This window comes from Mucilaginibacter dorajii (assembly GCF_024808255.1).
In the GTDB taxonomy this organism is placed as follows: domain Bacteria; phylum Bacteroidota; class Bacteroidia; order Sphingobacteriales; family Sphingobacteriaceae; genus Mucilaginibacter; species Mucilaginibacter dorajii.
The window spans coordinates 283081-303893 of record NZ_JANTYS010000009.1 but is presented as its reverse complement, the minus strand read 5'-3'; the positions used below and the strand labels follow the sequence as shown (position 1 = coordinate 303893).

17 protein-coding genes are annotated in these 20813 nt (G+C 43.8%); 9 read left to right on the top strand and 8 right to left on the bottom strand.

The window, feature by feature from the left end:
• Window positions 1–471 precede the first annotated feature (471 nt).
• Entirely contained in the window at window positions 472–759 is a 288-nt protein-coding gene (locus FHS10_RS14920) for a hypothetical protein (RefSeq protein ID WP_259091765.1), read from the top strand.
• Between the two features lie 72 nt (window positions 760–831).
• On the opposite strand, the gene FHS10_RS14915 is transcribed toward FHS10_RS14920, so the two are convergent.
• Window positions 832–1938 carry an acyltransferase family protein gene (locus tag FHS10_RS14915; RefSeq protein WP_259091764.1) on the bottom strand — a complete coding sequence of 369 codons (1107 nt, stop codon included), beginning with the start codon at window positions 1936–1938 and terminating at the stop codon, window positions 832–834.
• 576 nt (window positions 1939–2514) lie between these two features.
• Window positions 2515–4980, bottom strand: a complete 2466-nt coding sequence (locus FHS10_RS14910) for a glutaminase domain-containing protein (RefSeq protein WP_259091763.1) — start codon at window positions 4978–4980, stop codon at window positions 2515–2517.
• 425 nt (window positions 4981–5405) lie between these two features.
• Here FHS10_RS14910 and FHS10_RS14905 point away from each other — a divergent pair, with 425 nt between their 5' ends.
• Window positions 5406–5795, top strand: coding sequence for a hypothetical protein (locus FHS10_RS14905; RefSeq protein ID WP_259091762.1), 390 nt, complete (start codon window positions 5406–5408; stop codon window positions 5793–5795).
• 11 nt (window positions 5796–5806) lie between these two features.
• Entirely contained in the window at window positions 5807–6772 is a 966-nt protein-coding gene (locus tag FHS10_RS14900) for a cytochrome-c peroxidase (RefSeq protein WP_259091761.1), read from the top strand.
• A 622-nt stretch (window positions 6773–7394) separates the two neighbouring features.
• Here the strand turns inward: FHS10_RS14900 and FHS10_RS14895 are convergent.
• Together FHS10_RS14895 and FHS10_RS14890 are read right to left on the bottom strand one after the other, a co-directional pair.
• On the bottom strand, window positions 7395–8300 hold the full coding sequence (locus tag FHS10_RS14895; protein ID WP_259091760.1) for a helix-turn-helix domain-containing protein: 906 nt from the start codon (window positions 8298–8300) through the stop codon (window positions 7395–7397).
• Between the two features lie 579 nt (window positions 8301–8879).
• A complete protein-coding gene (locus FHS10_RS14890) occupies window positions 8880–9653 on the bottom strand; it encodes an SDR family oxidoreductase (RefSeq protein ID WP_259091759.1) in 774 nt (257 codons plus the stop codon).
• A gap of 161 nt (window positions 9654–9814) precedes the next feature.
• Between FHS10_RS14890 and FHS10_RS14885 the strand changes: the two genes are divergently transcribed.
• Both FHS10_RS14885 and FHS10_RS14880 read left to right on the top strand, forming a co-directional pair.
• Window positions 9815–10759, top strand: a complete 945-nt coding sequence (locus FHS10_RS14885) for a helix-turn-helix domain-containing protein (protein ID WP_259091758.1) — start codon at window positions 9815–9817, stop codon at window positions 10757–10759.
• 78 nt (window positions 10760–10837) lie between these two features.
• Window positions 10838–11281, top strand: a complete 444-nt coding sequence (locus FHS10_RS14880; RefSeq protein WP_259091757.1) for a cupin domain-containing protein — start codon at window positions 10838–10840, stop codon at window positions 11279–11281.
• 52 nt (window positions 11282–11333) lie between these two features.
• On the opposite strand, the gene FHS10_RS14875 is transcribed toward FHS10_RS14880, so the two are convergent.
• Window positions 11334–12305: a zinc-binding alcohol dehydrogenase family protein gene (locus FHS10_RS14875; RefSeq protein WP_259091756.1), complete on the bottom strand. Its 972-nt coding sequence runs from the start codon at window positions 12303–12305 to the stop codon at window positions 11334–11336.
• A 397-nt stretch (window positions 12306–12702) separates the two neighbouring features.
• Here FHS10_RS14875 and FHS10_RS14870 point away from each other — a divergent pair, with 397 nt between their 5' ends.
• From FHS10_RS14870 to FHS10_RS14860, 3 genes are all read left to right on the top strand, one after another.
• Complete coding sequence (locus FHS10_RS14870) at window positions 12703–12909, top strand: hypothetical protein (protein WP_259091755.1); 207 nt, start codon at window positions 12703–12705, stop codon at window positions 12907–12909.
• Window positions 12899–13981 carry a grasp-with-spasm system SPASM domain peptide maturase gene (gene gwsS, locus FHS10_RS14865; RefSeq protein ID WP_259091754.1) on the top strand — a complete coding sequence of 361 codons (1083 nt, stop codon included), beginning with the start codon at window positions 12899–12901 and terminating at the stop codon, window positions 13979–13981. The genes FHS10_RS14870 and gwsS overlap by 11 nt, the downstream gene beginning before the upstream one ends.
• A 73-nt stretch (window positions 13982–14054) precedes the next feature.
• The gene (locus tag FHS10_RS14860; protein WP_259091753.1) at window positions 14055–17027 is read left to right on the top strand and encodes a lantibiotic dehydratase; all 2973 of its coding nucleotides are present in this window, start codon (window positions 14055–14057) and stop codon (window positions 17025–17027) included.
• Here FHS10_RS14860 and FHS10_RS14855 read toward each other — a convergent pair.
• Both FHS10_RS14855 and FHS10_RS14850 read right to left on the bottom strand, forming a co-directional pair.
• A complete protein-coding gene (locus FHS10_RS14855) occupies window positions 16962–17720 on the bottom strand; it encodes a LytR/AlgR family response regulator transcription factor (protein WP_259091752.1) in 759 nt (252 codons plus the stop codon). The two genes, FHS10_RS14860 and FHS10_RS14855, sit on opposite strands and share 66 nt — an antisense overlap.
• Window positions 17698–18783 (bottom strand): sensor histidine kinase, encoded by a 1086-nt coding sequence (locus FHS10_RS14850; protein WP_259091751.1) that lies wholly within the window; start codon window positions 18781–18783, stop codon window positions 17698–17700. The genes FHS10_RS14855 and FHS10_RS14850 overlap by 23 nt, the downstream gene beginning before the upstream one ends.
• A gap of 137 nt (window positions 18784–18920) precedes the next feature.
• On the opposite strand from FHS10_RS14850, the gene FHS10_RS14845 reads away from it, so the two are divergent.
• Window positions 18921–19064 (top strand): hypothetical protein, encoded by a 144-nt coding sequence (locus tag FHS10_RS14845; protein WP_259091750.1) that lies wholly within the window; start codon window positions 18921–18923, stop codon window positions 19062–19064.
• Between the two features lie 363 nt (window positions 19065–19427).
• On the opposite strand, the gene FHS10_RS14840 is transcribed toward FHS10_RS14845, so the two are convergent.
• Window positions 19428–20654: a C1 family peptidase gene (locus FHS10_RS14840; RefSeq protein ID WP_259091749.1), complete on the bottom strand. Its 1227-nt coding sequence runs from the start codon at window positions 20652–20654 to the stop codon at window positions 19428–19430.
• Window positions 20655–20813: the final 159 nt, after the last annotated feature.

The following is a 20813-nucleotide window of genomic DNA, read 5'->3' as shown; positions in this document are numbered from 1 at the left end:
TACTCCTTGCTGAGAAATTCAACGAAAACAGATAAACATGGAGCCAATACGTTGCAAACATAGAGGCCGCATCATTTGAATTATGATACGGCCTCGTTTTCATGCAGATAGTACATTGCTTTCGCCCCGTCGCTGGCAATTAGCGGTTCGAGGTCGAAAATCTTCGAAGAGGCAACCAGGCAGTTTTTTTGACTTTTGAATCTGAAATGGGCAATGCCTGCGGCCCGGGCTCATTCACTCATACGCGCACATGGCCTTAGGCGCTGGCCAGTATCCGTTTCTATCCTATTGCGGGTTGTTGGTTAAACAAATTTTCGTGTAAAATTAAACATCCTGGGTTCTCTGTTGTTAGTAGTACGGGATTAAATGCCGATGATGAGTCGGGCCATGCTCATACTAAACTTGTATTGATAAAGTTTGATGTACAAATAATGCTTTATCCGTTATTTGTACATCAAAAATTGATGCCCATTGAAAACACTAAAGGAATTTAAGGAATCATTGAATTTAAACCAGCCCGCTGACGGGCTTTCTCCGCAGTTAAAAAGTCTTTGGTACGATGGCAAAGGCGATTGGCATCAGGCGCATGCCCAGGTTGACCATCTCACAGATCAGTCATCAGCCTGGGTACATGCCTACCTGCACCGCAAAGAGGGTGACATCCCGAATGCGGATTACTGGTACAGTGCAGCCCGGCAAACGCGGCCCAGCCTCTCTTTAGAAGAGGAATGGGAGCAGCTGGTAATACAATTTCTTTGATTGGGTAAGCCCGGAAACAATTGCCAATCTTTCTTTTTTAGTTATCCCTTTCGCTGGCACCAGCGTTTCTATTTAGCCAAGTTTTTTTCGCAGCCATTTACGAACCGGCTCATCGTACCATTTCAAAGTGATATACGCCAGGATAATTGCACCAATCAAAATAGCTAAGGCATAAGGCCAGGCCTGTACAATGGTTACCCCTTTATGATTACTGATCCATGCCACATAAAAATAAACCAGCGGATAATGCACCAGGTAAAGCGGATAGGATATATCGCCGAGAAACCTGCATACCCTGCGCTCTGTTTGGGTATGGACCTCCCCGCCGGCGCCAAGGTAAACGATAAGCGGAAAAATGATGATGATACAAACAGACTCGTATATCCCGTTCATCCAAAGATGATGCGCACCGCCGATGCGCGGCATATACAATACCATCGCTAATAAAACGCTGCACCATAAAAACGCATTCCTGATGCGGGCGGGTTTAGCAATACGCGAAAGCAACAGGCCGGCAAAGAACGGGTATATCGTGCGGGTAATACCCACGCGCACCTGCTCTACATTAAATGTCCAGCCGCCGCTTACATCCCCATTGGTGATTGCCAGGTGCGCAAGTACTGCAGCGGCAACGCATACTAACACCGCCAATGTAGTTTTGGAAAATTTTCTTATCCAAACCGCGTAAAGAATGTTGGCGATGTATTCAAAGAATAAAGACCATCCTACGCTGTTAAGGGGATGCATCTCCTGCCAGCCGCGTATATCCAGGGATAAGGGTACAGGCAGAATAGTATAGCCGATGAGCAAAACCAGCAGCATTTTCCACAATGGTACAGTATGGATAAGCGGCCAAAGCGTCGAATCTGTGAAGTAAAAGCCTATAGCACCCAATGTCATACCCAGGATCACCAGTGGCTGAAGGCGCTCGATACGGCGTTTAAAGAAACCGCCGATTGTCATTTTATGCCAGCGGTCGTCATAAGCATAGCCGATAACAAAACCCGATAGCAGGAAAAAGAAATCCACAGCGAGGTATCCGTGATTAACTATGATATCCAGGTGACCTGTGCCCAGCGGTTCAGTAAGGTGAAAGGTAACAACGATGATGGCTGCAACACCGCGTAACCCATCCAGTATCGGGAAATGCGGCTTGGTGATCAGTTTATTATTGTTCATTATATTAGGTTAAGAGAACCGGGCTCAGATATTATAGGGGTTGCATACGGCCCAATGTTATTACGTTAAGTTTGATTTAATATCGAACACCGAATGTCCAATTTCGAATGATGAAGGGAAAATTTCGATGTTGGACATTCGAAATTCAGTGTTCGATATTAGTTTTTTTAACTTTGAAGTTGTTTAAAAGCGGTTTTGTAAAAATATTATAGTACAATAGATACGTCATTGCTTCATGGTTCCTCCTATCCATGACGTATTGGATATTTACACAAACGCCGTCTTTGAACGCTGACTAAGACTCACCCGGTCTACGCTTCGCTGGACCACCCTCTCTCCGGCTGCGCGGCAAAGAGGGTTTAAATGTTTTTTTTGCCCTCTTTGCAACGAAGTTGAAGAGAGGGCCGTCGAGCGGAGCCTCGTCGGGGTGAGTCGTCTGCGCCCTGTTTACGTCATGCTTTCCTTTACAGCCCGCGAATTTTAAAACTCGCAATGACTATCCTTTTTATTTATTTTTAGCCAGGCCCTGCCACTCCACAAACAGGAAAATTACGGCTCATATGATGTGTTCCGGAATTATTCCGCCTTCAATTTATCAGCCAGCACTTTCATATAAAAACCACCAACTACACTTCTTGCTTTGAAGTTTTCCCTGATGCCTGTTTTTGAATCGTAAAAATCATTCAGGGGCACGCGCGATGGAGTCTCCAGGGCGTGTACATAAAGCGGCCTGATCAACGCCTCGAACTGATCCTTTTGAGGCGCAAAAGTTGCCGTCCAGGCAATCCAGTCATTCTTGGTGTATGATTTACGGCTATCCAGCGGAATCCCGAACTTGTTTATTTTAGTAAGATAATACCTGGTTTCGGTATCATACACTTTCTGAGGAAATAAATGCAGGCTCAACACCTTATCCCAAACCAGGTTATATTTTTGGCTCCAGGTATCTTTGTTATCAAAAGTGAGTGCGTAATGATCACCGGCGTCGGCCATTTTTATCCACTCAGGCACCATGCCATCGGCTATGGCCCTATATTTTTTTGCGGTTTCGGTTTCGCCCAATGTTTCGGCCATTTGCGCGTAACAAGCTATTGCCACTATGGCTTTTACCGATAAGTTGGCGTTGCGGGCCAGGTGTCCGGCAAAATCATCCGTACATAACTGGGATTTGGGATCCAAACCTTCTTTGGCAAGGTAATCGACCCAGGTGGTGAGTGTTTGCCAGTGTTTTTTTGCATAGCCGGCATTACCCTGCACTTTAGCAATAGCGGCACAAAGGATAATCATATTACCAGATTCCTCCACCGGCATAGGCTCACCGTAGGTTTGTCCGTTGGCGCGGGGATAAGTGCCCAGGTCATGCGCAGCCCATGGGTGCGGATATTTGCCCGTTTCACTGAAGTGGAAAATACCGTTCAGCATACCCTGCATCAATTCCGGGTTATAAAGCAGGTAAAGCGGTGCTGATGGATAGGTTACATCCACGGTATTAATGAAACCGCCACTATTGTTTTCCTTAGATAGCCATAGGGTTTCACCTGCGGGGCTTTTAACCAGTGTATGCGCCGCGATGCTCTGGCGATAGGCCAATACGCACAACTGTGCATACGCTGCCCCTCCCGAACGTAAGGCATCCGCATAAACCTCCTTATCAAAGGCCTTGCATTTTTGCATCACAGACTGGTATTCATTAAAGGCGCCTGTAAGTTCGCCTTCAATGGTAGCTTTGCCCGAGTTATTCCACCAGGGCCTTAAATCAATATTGAAATACTGTACAGAAAACCGTTCGTCATAACCTAACTCAACAAAGCGCTCAACAGCTTTTTTACCAACAGTGCCGAAGGGCATGATGGTATTTAGTGAAAGTGAACGGCCTTTAGATACGGTTGACAAAACAGCGCCCTTCCTGAATGCATTAGCAGCTTCGCTGCCTTTGGTAATAAACTGAACCGCTCCGGCAATCTTTGGCGCGGCTACATAAAGATACCCCCAGTCAATCCGCATATCGTCGCCGCCTTTTTGAAGAACAGGCTGCTCAACGGTGCCGGCTTTTAATACAGAGAGTTTCGCGGTAGCATATTTTTGCGCGCTAACTTCCTGTGAAGGTTGATAGACCGCGATATCGGACGATGCGCCAAGGAAAACTTTTACAGCGTGGTTTTTCCCGTCATTTGCGTTCACTTTGTAAGCAATGTAGGAAACCGGGCGAGATAACAAACCCAGGTTATTCAACAGCAATGGTGAAGTGAAAGTAAGTTGAAGGTCCACTTTTCCGGCAGCGAAATTGTAAACAGTTTGCGTTGCATTCACTTCTACATTTTTTTGTTCGGCCAGCAATATTTGGGCGGCATTGTCTTTTAACTTGTCTACGAGGCCAAAATCTAAAAAGCGACCACCCGCAGTATTAGCCAGGTGGATACCGATCACGTTATTACCCGCTTTAAGCGCGTTTTTATTGATCGGGAAATATTGGAAACTGCTTGTCCAGCCGTTCTTCTCGTAAACCCGGGTACCGTTCAGAAAAACCTCAACGTTGTCGTCGTGGTTAAGTTTTAAAAAAAGCTCATTAATGCCGGCGATAGTACTCAAATTAAACGTCCGCCTTACCCAGATATCGTCCGATTTCCACACCGTTTTTACGCTCTTCTCATCGTCGCCAATTGGTGCCTGTCCAACCTTCCAGCCGGCAGTGCTGTATTTTAGTGAAGTCCAGTCACCCGCTGGCTTGTTTTCCGTGTAAATAACGTTATAAGACGCTTCATCAGAAGCGTTCAATATGGTTTTATAGCTGGTTTGCCCTTTTCCAAGGAAACGATAAATCTTCCCGTCCACATTAATCATTCCCAGTAGTGAGTGCTCCGCACCTGTCCAATGCGTTGTGGTAGAGTTGTTCAATTGATCGGTATTTGACCAGATGCTAAAGTAAGTGTTGTGGGTGATGAGCGGGTAAGCAGGCGCTTTTCTTTCCTGCGCATGCACAGCCCCGGTCAGACATGCATAGGCCAGTAAGACCAATAACTTAAGTTGGTTAGATGGGTTCATGAATAGTATATAATTGATGTTTTCTTCAGGTCGTAAAAGTAAGTAAAAGCGTTGCCGGGATATCTTCATATTGTATCAAAATCCACGCATATCGTCTCATTTCGCATGTTTTTGCCTTGGGTTGGCGTTATCACCGCACCGCCAGCTTATAAAATAAGGCAAGCAAAGCCCAGCAGACGTGCTGGGCTTTGCTTGCTTGGCTGACTGGACATCACCCGCCTCCTTTTGTAGAAAACCTTGGCTGGCGCACCCGCATGTATGCAGCATGCTACGATAGGTTGTAGGGGGGTAATGATCAACCAAGTTGAGACACGCGCCTGCTTAAGGGATGCAACAAACTCTAAAGCATTTGCAACATACGCGAAAGTTAAACCAGGTAAAATTTTGTTTTTTTGAGATATACCTATGTTCATAAAAACATTACCATGAAGAAGTTTTACCTGCTCAGTACTTTCGTTGTTATATTATTCTCTGCTATCGCCTTTACAAGCGATACTAATCCCCTGGTGGGGAAATGGGAGTATTCCGGTGCTTCGCAAGGACAGCCTTTTAAGTTGCTGGCTATTTTCAGGGTCAACGGAACTTTTGATGGCTTTATCAACAAAAAAGAATTTGTAAGTGGTGCCTATCATATGAAACATGATACGATGTACATTTCCGATCCTACTTGTAATGACAAATATGATGGTATCTATAAAGTTGAATTTTTAGGAAAGCTTGATTCTTTGAAGTTTCATGTGATACAGGATACCTGTACAGGTCGCAGGGAAGGGACTAATGGGTTGCTGTTTAAAAAAGTAACCACGGTTAAATAGCAACAACCTAAATGAAAAAGTTTTGCATTATCCTTTTTACGCTTGGTGCCATCCTTATCTTTTCGCAAAGCGCGTTTAAAAATCCGGAACCGTTAACCGCTGCAGCATTGGGCCGCAAATTATTTTTCGACCCAATATTGTCCCGTACTAAAAAGATCAGCTGCGCATCATGCCATAAAGAAGAATTTGCCTTCTCCGATACTTCTGCCATCAGTTTAGGGGTACACAGCCGGAAAGGCGTGCGCAATACGCCCTCGGCCATGAACATGAGCTTACAGGTAGCCTTCTTTTGGGACGGGCGCGCCACTACATTAGAACAACAGGCCCTGATTCCCCTCCAAAATCCTATAGAAATGGATTTGCCTTTAGCTACAGCTATATGGCGACTGCAAAACAATGCTTACTATAAGGGGGCTTTTTTAGCTGTTTTTCATGAGGCACCCAATGCAGTTAATTTAGCGAAAGCATTATCGGTATTTGAACGAACATTAGAAACCGGCGATTCGCCATTTGACGACTGGCGCCTGAATGATAATGAGGCGGCTGTTAGCGAATCGGCCAAACGGGGCTTTGCTATTTTCAATACCAAAGGGCGCTGTATCCAGTGTCATTTTGGCCCCGACTTTAATGATGTCGAATTTCGCTCCATCGGCCTTTATGATCAAAAAACATTACTGGACAGCGGCCGCGCCTGTGTCACCAAAAAAGAAAGCGACTTAGGCAGGTTCAAAATAGGCGCTTTGCGTAACGTGGCTATAACCGCCCCTTATATGCATAACGGCATGTTTAAAACGCTGCGGCAGGTAATTGATTACTACAACAACCCGGATAAAATAGTGCCACACTCCATAAACCGCGATACCTTGCTTAATACACCAATGGGTTTAACCGAACAGGAAAAAACCGACCTGGAAAGTTTCCTGGTTTCCTTAACAGATAAGCAGTTTGCAGGGAAGTTGAAAAAGATGCGGCCTTGACGCGGTATCGGTGTTGGGCTGGCCCTTTGCTGGCGCACGTGTTTCGCGTGTTTCCCACCGACAGGTATGCAAGATTGCCGGGGTCAATTATCAACCAGGTTGAGCCATATATGACACGCCTGAGTCAGCACGCTTATAGATGACTTACAGTGTAGATACGGTGCCCGGTTATTCCCGGTTCCCCCGCATTAGCGATTGAAGTGGATACCGGCCCGGGGCTTAAGGCCGTGTGCGCGTATGAACGGAAAGCGCGGCCCGCCTCTACCGGCGGGAATGCCAATATTTCCTTGATAAAATATCTTCAATATTTGTACGTTGTTCTCCTCTTTAAAATATTTTCATCGGGCATGAAGGCCACACGCCAAAATCTGATGGCAGCTAAATCGATACAGCTAAATATACTGCCAGAAGTGCTCCTTTTGCCCTTTGTAATCAAAAACTCAGCATTACTACTGCGCGGAAACTGCATGGCAAGTACCTGAAAGGTGCACGACAGGATGAGAAAGGTGCATGGGAGGTACCCTGTAGTGGCCCGTAGGTACCGTTTTAAACCAAAATTGTTTCAAAAGCAGTGTTTTTTATTGCAAAGCGAAAAGTAAATGTTTGCAAAATTCAAATAATGCTATCTGAATTCGATGGGTGCTAAGGTGGTTTGTTTTTTGAAGAAATTAGAGAAATGGGCCACCTGTTCGAAGCCCAGGCAGTAGGCAATTTCGGAGATGTTCCAGTCGGTTTGTTTGAGCAGGATTTTGGCCTCTTTTACTACCCGGCTGCTGATGATATGGGTGGTGGTTTGGCCTGTGTTTTCCTTTAAAACCTTGTTGAGGTGGTTTACATGCACGGCCAGGCGGTCGGCATAATCTTTAGCGGTACGCAGTTTCAGCTTCTGGTTTGGCGATTCGATGGGGAACTGCCTTTCCAAAAGCTCGATAAACAGCGACGATACCCTTGCCGACGCGGAATGGGAAGGATACAGGGTGGTAGCCGGCTGTAGCTTTTGGCCGTAATGGATAAGTTCGAGGATGTAATTGCGCAGCAGATCGTACTTGTACGCGTAGCTGGACGACAGCTCTTTATGCATCTTGGCAAAAATGGCGGCGATCTCGGTGGCTTCTTCATCGCCGACTTCAAAAATAGGGTAGCCACCGGGGCGGAAAATGGGCAGATCGTCGAGCACCACCCCGCTTTTGGATTGCACCAGGAACTCATCGGTAAAAATGCAGAAGTAACCGTGTTGCTGCTGGTCGTTGGCCGGGTAAAAGTTATAGGGGATCTGCGGCGTGGCAAATAGCAGGGCGTTTTGTTCAATGTTGATCACCTTATCGGCATACTCGACAGTACTATGGCCTTTAATAATGCTGATTTTGTAATAGGTGCGCCTGTTATAGGGCATTACGCCTTTTTTGCTGCGTTTGGCGGCCAGGTCGTCAAAACCAAACACGTTAAAATGGCCTATTTCCCGGTTAATATCCTCGGGGATCAGCGTGGCGGTTTGCCGGTAAAACTCATCTAAAGTGGTTACTTCCATTGTACCGAAGTTAAGCAAAAGAACTGTGATAAATAATTCTCACAAAGCCGCAAAGGCGCTAAGATTTTAAGTTGCGTACGTTCACGGGCCACTTGAAAAAGTGCCCCTGCGCAGTTATGGTTTTCTTCCCCCCGTAGCTACTGTGTGTACACATCTTTCTAAAAAAGAAAAATGTCATTTCGATAGAGCTAAGGAGGGGGGTGTGGGGGGCGCGAAAGAGAAATCTTCTACGAGCGACAAGCAAACGTAGCCTGTCGTATAAGATTTCTCACCCTTGCCCTGCAAAATCCCTCCCTCCAAGGGTTCGAAATGACAACGTTTTTGTTTAGTGATACGATTCCAAAAGATGTGTACACACAGTAGCCCCCGTTAGGGGGAAAAGCTTTGTAGAAAGAACGAAGAATGTCCTCTGTGCCGTAGGTACGGAACCTTATGGGGCTCATTTAGGTATGCCACAAAGCTTTTACTCCGATAGAGCAACCTGCCAGGCTCTTAACTAATAACATTGCCTGCTTACACAAGGAAGGAATTGCACAGTCCCCACCGTTCTTCTATCTCAAACTGTCCTGTCCGCACTCGTTATTTCATCAAATTAGCGCCAACCTTGCTGGTTTGCCCCAATAAAAATTCCGGCGCCAGGCGCGACATGAATTTGATCGCTTTTGCCAGGCCGGGCAAAATCTCGTACTTATCCTGTTGCAGGCCTTTAATAGCTACATCAATGAGTTTTACCGGGTCCATCATCGCGTTTTCGTTGAAACCATCAACCTGGGCAAACTTGTCGTTAAGCGGTGTTTTGGCACCCGGGGCAACCAGCTCAAATACTTTAATGCCGGTATGTTTCAGCTGCACCCTCAACGATTTGGTGTATGACCGCAAACCCGATTTAGTAGCCCCATAAACCGGTGAAACCGGGAACGGAACCAGCGCGATGCCCGACGTTACATTTACAATAGCGGCGTGCTGCTGCTGCTTTAAATGCGGTAAAAAAGCCTGCACCATGCGGATAGGCCCCATCAGGTTGATCTCCACCTCGCGGGTAATATTATACAAATCGATAGTAGCATCATGCAGGTTGATTTGGCGCATTTCGCCCGCGTTGTTGATCAGCATATTCAGCTTAGGGAACTGGTTGGTAACCTGCCGGTGTAAGCGTTCAATTTGCTCCGGATCGCTCACGTCACTTTGTATGGTATGGATGCCGGGCAGGGCTTTGCGGGTTTCATCAAGGCGGGTTTGGTTTCGGCCGGTAATAATAACAGTATTGCCCAGTTCAAGCAGCCTGCGGGCAAGTTCATAACCCAGGCCGCTGGTGCCCCCGGTTATTAATATAGTATTGTTTTTTAACAGCATTTTGCGTATCTTTATAATTAACAGCACAAAGATGCGGCGACACTTCACCCTGCCGTTTGTAAACATCAATCTATTGTTTATCAAATTCAAATAACAACAGAAAAACAAAAAAGCCAGCGCAAGATTTGGGCTAAATTTGGATTGAAGATTAAAAACCAACTATGGCAATCACAACATTAGATGATTTTTATAAGGAAGCTTCGGAATTTGTGAATTGCGAGGTAAACCCGCTTATGCCGGCAGGATTTAACGCCAAAGAGATAGGCCATTTTAACGTATTTAACCTGGAAACCCTGATGAAGGGCCTAACCAAACTGCCCGATACGATGCCTTACAGTCGCAAGGCCTACTATAAAATTAGCCTGGTACGCGGCCGGAACGTTGCAGAATACGCCGATAAGGTGATCAACATTGAACAAAACGCGCTCCTGTTTGCCACCCCAAGGATCCCGTATCACTGGATTCCGCAGGATTTGGATCAAAAGGGATATTTCTGCCTGTTTACAGATGAGTTCCTGGTACAATCCAAAAGCGGGGTGATCCTGGATGAGCTGCCTATTTTTAAACCGGGAGGTTACCCGATATTTCAACTATCTGATGAGGAGGCCGACGAGGTAGCCGCGCTCTTTAAAAAGATGCAGAACGAAACCCGGTCGGATTACCTGTACAAGTTCGATCTCATCCGTAATTTTGTGATGGAGCTGGTACACTACGGGCAAAAGCTGCAGCCATATGCACCCAACAGCGCTACGCACAATGCATCGGCAAGGGTATCATCACTGTTTATCGAGCTTTTGGAAAGGCAGTTCCCGGTATCATCGCCACAGCAAAAGCTAAGCCTGCGCACCGCTAAAGATTATGCCGACCGCCTGGCCATCCATAGCAACCACCTCAACAAGGTTTTAAAGGAAAACACCGGCAAAACCACCACCGAGCATATTGCAGGCCGGCTGGTACAGGAAGCAAGGATCCTGCTCAAACAAACGGATTGGAATATCTCCGAAATTGCTTACAGCCTGGGCTTCGAGCAGCTGTCGCATTTTTCCAACTTCTTTAAAAAGCAAACGTCGCTATCGCCAATAGCGCTCAGGAGCCAGGCCGGGTAGGCCGGTTTAACTAATATAAAACCATTTGGTATTCATATTTAAGAATAATTACCTTTATCACATACCTAACACCACTTAATGATGTTCCCCAATTTTAAAGAAACCATCCGCATGGGTAGCCTTGAACTGAATTTTTTGCTTGACGGCCAGGATACAGACGGCACGCTGGTTCAGTTTGAACTGGTTGTACCGCCAAGCACGAAAGTGCCCGCACCGCATTTTCATGTTGAGGTAGATGAAACGCTTTATATATTAGAGGGAACGCTTACGCAGCTCATTGGTACCGAAACCCGCGAATTGAAACCCGGCGACCATTGTTTTATCAAAAGAGGTGTGATACACGGCTTTAACAACCTGCACACCGAAACGGTAAGGGCGCTATGTTCACTATCACCGGCGAATATCGGGCCGGATTATTTCCGTGAAATTGCTGCGGTGATCAATGCCGGCGGACCGCCGGATATGCAAAAAGTACTGGCCATCATGAAATCCCACGGCCTGGAACCGGTAAAACCCGCGTAACAAAAAAGCCCCTGATCTATCGACAGGGGCTGATATAATTGAGGCTGTTCAATTAAGATGTTAACACCACTATTTTGCCTTTGCTTTGGTTACTTTCCATATAGGCGTGAGCCTCGGCAACGTCATCCAGTTGGAATGCTCTGTCGATGTTTATATTGATAGCTCCCTTGGCAACATCATCAATAAAAGCCTGTAAAAGCTCTTTATTTATATTATTAGCATCGCCCATATAAACGGTTAAGCGGCCTAAAGAGGGGATATCGCCCATGGGGGTAAACTCAGGCATGGTCCAGGAGCCGCCTAAAATGCCGGTCATACAAACGATGCCTTTAGGGCGAATGCATTGCAGGGAGTCTTTAAGGGTTGCAATGCCAATCAGTTCCAGCACTTTATCAACTCCGTTGGGGAACAGCGCTTTCAGCTTTATGCTGATGTTGCCGTCGTCGAGCAAAACATGATCGGCCCCGTTTGCAGTAAGATGATCGGTTTTATCGGGATTACGGGTGGTGGCAATTACGGTTAAGCCCATACTTTTGGCCAGCTGGCAGGCCAGCATCCCGATGGAAGATGTGCCGCCGCGGATCAATAAGGTTTCGCCAGCTTTAACTTCCAGGGCCTCATTCAATGAACCGGATACCGTTTGAAACATTTCGGGAATAGCGCCCAATACATCCCAGGGCAGGTTGCTCTCAAATGGAAAAACAATATGGATAGGTACCGCTGCGAATTCGGCGTAGCCTCCATCAAACTCGCGCCCCATACCGCCCATAATGGCGGCAACTTTTTGGCCGGGCTGATAGGTCCCGGACGGATCTTCGGCTATTTCACCCACACATTCGATACCCTGAATGCGCGGAAATATTACACCTGGCGAGTGGCCTTGCCTGGTAAAGATCTCTGACCGGTTAAGGCCAAAGGCTTTAATTTTAATGAGCACCCAGCCGTCCTTTACTATGGGTTTGGGCACTTCCTGTATTTGTATCACATCAGGCTCGCCGGCCTTGGTTGTTACTGCTGCTTTCATCACGCTGTAATTTGATGGAGCAAAGATGGTGGTTATGGAGCCGGATATCCTATAAGGTAGATTAAGAAATAGACTTAAGATAGATTAAGGGTAGCATAAAAAAATGCCCTCTGCCATATTATCCCTCCTCAATAATTCCGGATACCGGGAGGCCACTATTTCCGGCAAAATATCATACCGATGGGTTCATCATTTTTACCGTACTGACGAATATTGACGTTCACATAGACAATATCAACGTTGGTGTAATAAGCTGCAAGTCGGTCGTTTAAGGGTATTTTTATGCATATTTTCGATTCAGGATAAGCATCTACCGGTGTTTTTATGGGTGTTTTTAGCAGATGAGGGCGGCAGTTAAGGCAACCGGCATTTACACAAACATCAAAAACCATTACCCATGAAAAAGAGCTACAGGAACCGTTTTAAACAGTTTGTAAAAAATGACAAACGGCAAAAAAACACCCTGAGCACCAATCGTAGGTACCGGTACTATTTTAGGTTTAAAAACACCCGGCTTGCTTTAAAATCCTATACGGATGGGGTTTATAAACCATTATCCACCATTATTGATCTTAACTCAATTGTAATCAAACATGGGCGATAATTATTTTAACCTGCATCCCCACTGTATCCCGGTAAGGGGTTACAAGCGCAGTTCGATATGCGACCTGCAGCGGGAAGAGATTTATTATGTACCTAACGAGATTGCTGATATCCTGATGGCGGATGATGGCCTTCCGTTGCAACTGCTCTTTGAAAAACACAGCGATCATAAAGATTTGCTTGATGAACATATTCATTACCTGATTGAGCGGGGCCTGGGATCAATCACCCTAAACCCAGTTACCTCGCTCAATCTGGATATTACCAGCACCGAGGCATCTTACATATCCAATGCCATTGTTGATATTGATGAGCGGCACGAGGTAAATTTCAATGTGATTTTTAAGGCGCTAAGCCTGGTTGGCTGCCGGAACCTGCAACTTCGGTTTTTCAGAAAAAGCACCGTCGAAGAGCTAACTGAAATGATGGCGTTGCTTAACCCAACATTGTTCAAATCCATCGAGATCATTGTTGAATATGCGCGGCCCATCAAGGATAGTTTTTTTGAATATCTTACTGATAAGCACCCTAATATTAAATCGGTATTTATTCATTCCTCACCAACCACACGCATCCTTAGGGCTTTTGAAGGGGTAATGGGCAATATTTTATTTACCGAGCAGCTGATTAAATCAAACGCCTGTTGCGGCATTATTGATCCATTTACGTTTGCCGTTAACGCCAAAACCTTTACCGAAGCACAACAATTCAACACCTGCCTTAACCGTAAGGTGGGCATAGACACCAACGGCGACATCAAAAACTGCCCTTCATCCACAACAGTATATGGCAATATTTACCGGGATAACCTGGAAACTGCATTGAGGAACCATCCGGCTTTTGAAGCCATGTGGCACCTTAAAAAAGACGATTTTAAAGCCTGCCGGGATTGCGAGCACAGGTATGTGTGTATTGACTGCCGGGTTTTCCTGGCCGACCCAACCGATAAGTTATCCAAACCATTAAAATGCAGCTATGACCCGTACTCGGCACTATGGGAACATGAAGACTGTGCCGATGAAATGTTTGGATATGACACCATTGAACCTTTTTACCAAACCATAGCACGGTAATGAGCTCAGAAACCCATTTGTTTACCCCTGATCATAACTCAAAGTGGAAGATATAACTGTATCCCCCTATTTTATGTTGAGAACCCCGGTTTTAAACATAGCAGATTTTAACGAAGAAGCCATTAAACAAAAGCTAAACACCGATTACGTAAAGGCCGCTATTTTTATGGCCAGCATTTCGCTATGGGAAGAGCTTGAAAAAGCCGGCTGGGACTGGGTGGCTTTGACCGAAAAACAAAAGTTTACCATTTTAAAATACTGGAACAGGATGTGTTTCAGGCCAACACCTTTTGGCCTGTTTTCTACCTGTTACAATGGTTCATGGAGCAATGATACCAATCACCAAACAGTAATAACACCGGGCGTAAATAACCAGGTGCTTTTACTGCCTGATTTTGCCTTATTGAGCTACCTGGCCGATGGCTTGCCTGCGGATGAACCCGAGGATCTGATTTACCATCTTAACAAAACCCTTTACAAAACCAATAACGATTACAGGTACATTTATAACCCGCGGTTACCTTCAAAAGAGCCTGCCGAGATATTATCGGTAGAAAATAATTACTTTATTGAAGATCTAATCGGATTCTTCGATAAAGAGCGGACAGGAGCAGAGCTGATTGATTTTTTATGCGCCTACGATGTAGAGCCGGAGGCATTACTGGAAACCTTAACAGACCAACAAATTTTATACACCGAACTTAGCGCCAACATATCGGGCGAATTTTGGGGTAGCAGGCTGAAACAACACGATAGCTCTGCTTTAAACTGCATGTTAGATCTTTTTGGCAATATTGGCTATCAACCATCGCAAAAAATAGCCGTTGATATTAGCCGGCTTGTCCCTCAAAAAGAGTTCAGGGCCCTGCCTTTTTTCAGGCATAATTATTATGCTATTTCTAAATCCGCTACAGATGTTAAAGTATTTGAGGGCATTCAGCAACCGATCTTAACAGCGCTACACGCGTTAAATAAGCTGGATATTGAACAGGAGCCGGCTGCGTTGGCTTTGTTTAAACAGAAATTCATTGGCAAGTACGATCAAAAAAGCATATCGCTGTTATTAGCCCTCGACCCGGAATATGGCCTGGGCTATAGCTCTCTGGATGCCGATATTAATGTTTGCTCCATCATGAGCGAACTTACTTTTGAACCAAAACCAGAACAACAAACCCTTAAATGGACTAATGTTCACCGGCTTTTGGTTAACAAGCTGACACATGCAAAACAAACCATTGAGTTAACAGATCGCGACCTTGAAAACATTGAAGGTTCAAAAACCAGCCTACCGCCTGCATTTCAAATGGTGGCAAAAAAAGTAGGCGAGAAATTACTAATTGAAGAAGCCGGTGGAGCAAATGGCTTTTATTTATATTCGAGGTTCTCTATTGAAAACCCTTCTCTTCAACAAAACTGCGAACAAGTAGCACGGGAAGAGCAAACAGCAAACCCTGATGTTGTATTCGCCGAAGTTTCCTTTATGCCCGATGAGCATGCCGCAAATATCAATGTAAGGGCTTCCTTTTATGATTATGAGATCCCCGTGCTGGTACATTCGGCAAGACCAAAAGAACAGGTATTAAATTTGAATGACCTCTATATCCGTGTATTCAACAACCAAGTGATCCTGTTTTCAAAACATCTTAATAAAAGAGTTATCCCCAGGTTTAATTCGGCCTATAATTTTACCCGGTCATCAAACGCCGTAATTCGCTTCCTGGGCGATTTGCAATTTCAAAGTATAAAAGGCAGCTTAACCTTCAACTTTCAACAATTGATCCCCGGGCTTGCTTTTTATCCCAGGATTGAATATAAAGACACCATATTATCAGCTGCCTTGTGGGCAATTTCTGATGAGGACCGGTTATTACTGGCTTCGGACGTGAATACCATGCTGGCCAGGTTGCAGGAATTGCATATACCTAACTATTTTGCGGTAGTTGAGCACGATAATCATTTGGTATTTAACCAGGCCAGTGCAAACGACATGAAAATGTTTTTGAACGTTTGCAAGCAAAGTAAAAAGCTAACTATAAAGGAAGCTTTTGTTGATAACGCTCAAGCCGCTGTGGCAAATGAAAATGGTGATGGGGTAGTCAATCAGTTTGTTTTTAGCCTGCTTAACGGGCAAGAGGTTTATAAATCGCCGGCCGATTTAATCAAAACAACTATTCCTGCGGTTTCTCAGCGAAATTTCAACCCTGGCGAAGAATGGTTTTATGTAAAGCTTTATTGCCATAAAAACACAGCAAATGAATTTTTAACTATTGGCTTACCGTTAATACTCAACAGGCTTAAAAAACAAAAAATAGCAGACGAGTGGTTTTTTGTACGCTATAAAGACCCCGAAAATCATTTACGAATCAGGATAAAATCGAACCAAAGCGACCTGATTCTCAAGGAGTTTAACCAGGTTATTAATGCCGATAGGTTTAAAGATAAGTTCAGTTCGGTTGTATTGGAAACCTATAACCGCGAACTGGAAAGGTATAAGTTTATTGAGCAGGCCGAAGCGATTTTCCAGGCAAGCAGTAACCTGGTTTTGAGCTATCTTACCGGAAAAGAAAAAGAAAAAATCCGCCTTACCGATCTTCAGTTTGCCGCCGTAAGCTGCTCCTTTCTGTTAGAAAGCATGGGAATGGATGCCGACCATGAAACTCATTTTTTAGAAGATATCGCATCCTATTTTTTAAATGAAAGCGGAGGCTCTAAAAACCTGAAGGTTCAAATGGATAAGAAATACAGGCTGGAGAAACAAAATATCATGTACGCATTTGATGCCAATTTGACTTGTCTTGAAAAAGACATCGTCGCGCTAAAAAACACAACAAGTGCCTATTATGATCAACTTATTCATGCGGGATATGAAAACATGGATGGTTATTATTCAAACATTCTGCACATGCATTTTAACCGGTTATTTGCCGACGATCAGCGTAAAAAAGAAGGTGTTATTTATTACCTGATGCACAAGCATAAACTATCCCTCATCGCCAGGCAAAGGGTTGTTGTTGCTCAAAGTTCGGCCGGAACTAATCGTTTTTAACCGGATTTGTTCAAAAAAAGCGTCTTTATACATTAAGCCAATATTCAATTCAATTTTGGGTTTAATAATCACTTTGCCCCGCTCAATTGACGATATTTTATCCAGGTTAACGATATAAGATTTATGGATGCGCTTGAAGTATTTAGTGCCGATACCTGCCTCAATTTCTTTCATGGTTAAGTAAGTAAGGTATTTATTATCGTCGGTATAAATCAGAATGTAGTTTTGCAGCCCTTCAATATAGGTTATATCTTTTAGATTGATCCTGGTCATTTTGCCCTTAATGCCTGGGTTAATGTAAATATGATCACTTTCGGACACGGGCACCGGCTCTTTGGGCTGGAGTTTAGCTTTTACCCTGTTTACGGCCTTAATAAACTTTTCAAAGGAAATGGGCTTTAATAAAAAGTCAGAGACGTTTTTTTCGAAAACTTCCAGCGCGTAGTTGGCAAACGCGGTGGTAAAAACAATGGCGGTGTGTTTGTTGATCAGGTCGGCAACCTCAAGGCCCGATAGCTCGGGCATGTCCACATCTAAAAAAGTAATATCAATATTACCCGCCAATACTTCATTAAAACCTATTAGCGGGTTTTGGGCAGTGCCGATCAATTGCAGATCGGGGCTTTTTTCAATATAGCTCTTTAATATTTCAATGGCATGTAATTCATCATCAATTATGTAACATGTGGTCATTGGCGGTTAAATTGATAGTTAAACTCAAATCAAAAACGGAATCGCGCCCTTCATAAAAAAACTCAAATTGACCTGGATAGTACGTCCTGAGCCGCTCAGTTACGTTTGTTAAACCTATACCATGACTTGAAACCTTTCTTTTTTTAATATGATTTTTAGTCTTAAAACTTAAAATACTTCCTGTTATGTTTATAATAATAGAAGCTGGGGCGGCTTCGTTGTAAAGGTCGCCGTATTTAAATACATTTTCAACTAAAGTTATAAGTAATAACGGATTTATCAATAATTCCTCTTCTTCTCCAGTTACTTCAAAGTTTAAAGCAAGCTTATCGTCGAACCGCAATTGGTTAAGTTTTATAAACAAGCGGATGTGTTCTATCTCGTCTTCAAGCTTAATTTTTCCCTCGCTACTTAAAGGCGTGATCGAAAAACGCATGATCTCTGATAACATAATAATACTATCGCCAATTTGGGGTGATATGGCGCTTACTTTATTATAGATCAGGTTTAAAGTATTAAACAAGAAATGGGGGTTTAGTTGCGATTGCCGCCAGGCGTTTTCTGACCTGATTACTTTATTCTCTAATATTTGTTGATCTAATAAGCTATTGATCCTTTCATTTTCCAGGGTGGCAATTTTTGTTTCTTGTTTAAAGGCAGTTTGTGCATAATAAACTGCTGCACTGATAAGTGTGAAATAGATATACCGAAATACATATCGTATATAATACATATTTACAAACTCGAATTTAGGGTCATTTATCTGGTATAAAAAATACGCAACGATCCGCATGGCAGCAATGTAGCACACAAGTTCTGCCAATATCAAAACTAGCATCAAAAAGTATTTTGAGGGAGCCTTCTTTTCAGCAGGATATGGGTACGTAAAATATATGTGGACATAAAAAAAAACAATATTGACTATATAATGAAATACATAATCCGATAACGTGAACGAAGAAACAGCTTTGCCAGAGGCCGCAAAACCTAAGAAAACTTCATAAGTAATAAAAAGCGCCCAACAAAAAACATGGAGGCGAATCGACTTAAAAAAAGGGCCCATTAAACTTAATCTATGTATAACTGGGATGAAAGATACAGATATTTCCCGTGTTGGTATAGGGTATTTTTGAGTTGGTAAAGGATTTTCTTTTAGGCTTTTTTATTACGGCAAATTGTGATCATAAAACCAAAACAATCATGAAAAAGAGCAAAACAACGAGCTTAATCAACGTAAAAAAAATCTTTAAATTTCAACCTAAAGACACTTTTACAGCTGATCGTCCAACCGATCCCACAGCAACGACAGTAACCATGACAAGCAGCGTAATGCAATTTAATTAAAAACTCCGAGGGTTTATTTTCAAAAAGGGTATTAAACAAAAAAGGAGGGCAAGCCCCCCCCATTCATAGTCGGAAGTTTTTTCTTCCGACTATTTGTTTCTATAACTTAAAATCCGACACCATCCAAACATATATGTGCCGGATAGGGTGGGGCAACTGACGGGGAAGATGAAACCTTCAGCTAAGATGCCGGGACATTCATTTACCGGATCCGAGAGAATAGAACGTTATTGGGCTACAATCATCTATTTAGTTGTTGTGCAAAATGAATGAAACCTTAACCGGCTGCTTACAAAGACCAGTCATAGCCACAGCTTATTCCGACTATGACTGAATTTCTTTTTACCTCGCCTTTTTATTCAATTAATAGGGCGCTATATTGCCGAAGCCTGTGGTATCATTTTCGCTGAAATAACCAGACCAACTAACTGTGCCACTGCTGGGCATGGTAAATGTTTGGGTAGTTGAGCCGTTTGATACATATAAGTTGTTGCCCATTGGTCCGCTAAGTGTTGCTCCCGTCAACATAAAATTAGTTATGTGCGATTTGGTAGATGAACCATATGCCGATACCGTTACATGCACCAGGGTGCCGGGCAAAGCTGTAATATTTCCGCTCGACGATCCGCTTGCACTCCATGCAATGTATTTGATGCCGTTTATCGCCAAGGGTTTTAATGGCGGATTAGCTACATATAACTCCCGCAATACCGAAGCATTGGTAAAAACATTATAATCTACCCACATGCAACCAGGGTAGGTACTATCTCCACCTCCGGTTCCCCATGAGTTTTGAATGAGTACGGCGTTCTTTGAATCGTCATACCCGATAATACAAACCGCATGACCTCCTAATAGCGTACCAAGGCTTGATCCTGTAGCCGCGCTGTATTTGGTGTGCGTGTTAAATGCACTTTGAAAATTTGAGTATACGTTAAAAGTCATTTCGACAGGAAGGCGCATGCTCAATGCGGTTTTAATATCCGTAATGTTAGCAACCGAATAATAGCTTGGGATTTTATCTAAGCCGGCATTATCGGTAACATCACTCGTTGGGGTATAACTACAAAAGCTTCCAAAAACAGGATCATAGCTTGAAGGAGGGATACCATTATTTTGAAAAATATTCATACCATCTGCTCCCGAACTCATGCCATTATCCGCACATACTCCCGTGGCGGTATGGTTAATCTGATAGATATACCAAGGACTTCTGTAAGTAGTTAAGCCAATCGGAAATTCATTGTTTAATGTGCCGGCCATTGCATAGCCAATAGACCACGATACACAGGTATTGGTTGTGCCCTGGTCGCCAATACTTGGGTGGTTTAAAATTACACTTGCCGGTAATGTGCCATTTACCTTTAGCTTGTTCAAATAGCCCGCCTGAATAAGCCGGGATCGCATTTCATCGAGGTTGGCCCGCGGAATGTTAGAGGGTATTTTCTGATCAACAATAATACCCATTCCATGCTCCGCTTTTACCGTGGGCTGGGGGTTAGTATCCAATTTTTGATCATTTGTTTTCTTGCAGGAGCCTGCAAACAGGGCTGCGGACAGCAGCAACGCCGTAGTTAACTTTTTGTTCATAAGATTTATTTTTGGTTAACTAAAAATACAAATATGTTTTACAATAAGAAAAATGGTGTTTAAAAACAGGTTGATTAAACTAATAGAATATCTGTTTTTCTTTTCACATATAGTGGCAAATACTACATCATTACCTCTCATGGTCGTTTTATTGCTTAG

What these genes read in the sequence shown, in the direction of transcription:
- FHS10_RS14840 (WP_259091749.1), bottom strand. Translation starts at nt 20,654, where the DNA reads ATGAACAAAAAGTTAACTACGGCGTTGCTGCTGTCCGCAGCCCTGTTT.
- FHS10_RS14910 (WP_259091763.1), bottom strand. Translation starts at nt 4,980, where the DNA reads ATGAACCCATCTAACCAACTTAAGTTATTGGTCTTACTGGCCTATGCA.
- FHS10_RS14860 (WP_259091753.1), top strand. Translation starts at nt 14,055, where the DNA reads ATGTTGAGAACCCCGGTTTTAAACATAGCAGATTTTAACGAAGAAGCC.
- FHS10_RS14895 (WP_259091760.1), bottom strand. Translation starts at nt 8,300, where the DNA reads ATGGAAGTAACCACTTTAGATGAGTTTTACCGGCAAACCGCCACGCTG.
- FHS10_RS14855 (WP_259091752.1), bottom strand. Translation starts at nt 17,720, where the DNA reads ATGACCACATGTTACATAATTGATGATGAATTACATGCCATTGAAATA.
- FHS10_RS14845 (WP_259091750.1), top strand. Translation starts at nt 18,921, where the DNA reads ATGAAAAAGAGCAAAACAACGAGCTTAATCAACGTAAAAAAAATCTTT.
- FHS10_RS14890 (WP_259091759.1), bottom strand. Translation starts at nt 9,653, where the DNA reads ATGCTGTTAAAAAACAATACTATATTAATAACCGGGGGCACCAGCGGC.
- FHS10_RS14900 (WP_259091761.1), top strand. Translation starts at nt 5,807, where the DNA reads ATGAAAAAGTTTTGCATTATCCTTTTTACGCTTGGTGCCATCCTTATC.
- FHS10_RS14870 (WP_259091755.1), top strand. Translation starts at nt 12,703, where the DNA reads ATGAAAAAGAGCTACAGGAACCGTTTTAAACAGTTTGTAAAAAATGAC.
- FHS10_RS14850 (WP_259091751.1), bottom strand. Translation starts at nt 18,783, where the DNA reads ATGGGCCCTTTTTTTAAGTCGATTCGCCTCCATGTTTTTTGTTGGGCG.
- FHS10_RS14905 (WP_259091762.1), top strand. Translation starts at nt 5,406, where the DNA reads ATGAAGAAGTTTTACCTGCTCAGTACTTTCGTTGTTATATTATTCTCT.
- FHS10_RS14880 (WP_259091757.1), top strand. Translation starts at nt 10,838, where the DNA reads ATGATGTTCCCCAATTTTAAAGAAACCATCCGCATGGGTAGCCTTGAA.
- FHS10_RS14885 (WP_259091758.1), top strand. Translation starts at nt 9,815, where the DNA reads ATGGCAATCACAACATTAGATGATTTTTATAAGGAAGCTTCGGAATTT.
- gwsS (WP_259091754.1), top strand. Translation starts at nt 12,899, where the DNA reads ATGGGCGATAATTATTTTAACCTGCATCCCCACTGTATCCCGGTAAGG.
- FHS10_RS14915 (WP_259091764.1), bottom strand. Translation starts at nt 1,938, where the DNA reads ATGAACAATAATAAACTGATCACCAAGCCGCATTTCCCGATACTGGAT.
- FHS10_RS14875 (WP_259091756.1), bottom strand. Translation starts at nt 12,305, where the DNA reads ATGAAAGCAGCAGTAACAACCAAGGCCGGCGAGCCTGATGTGATACAA.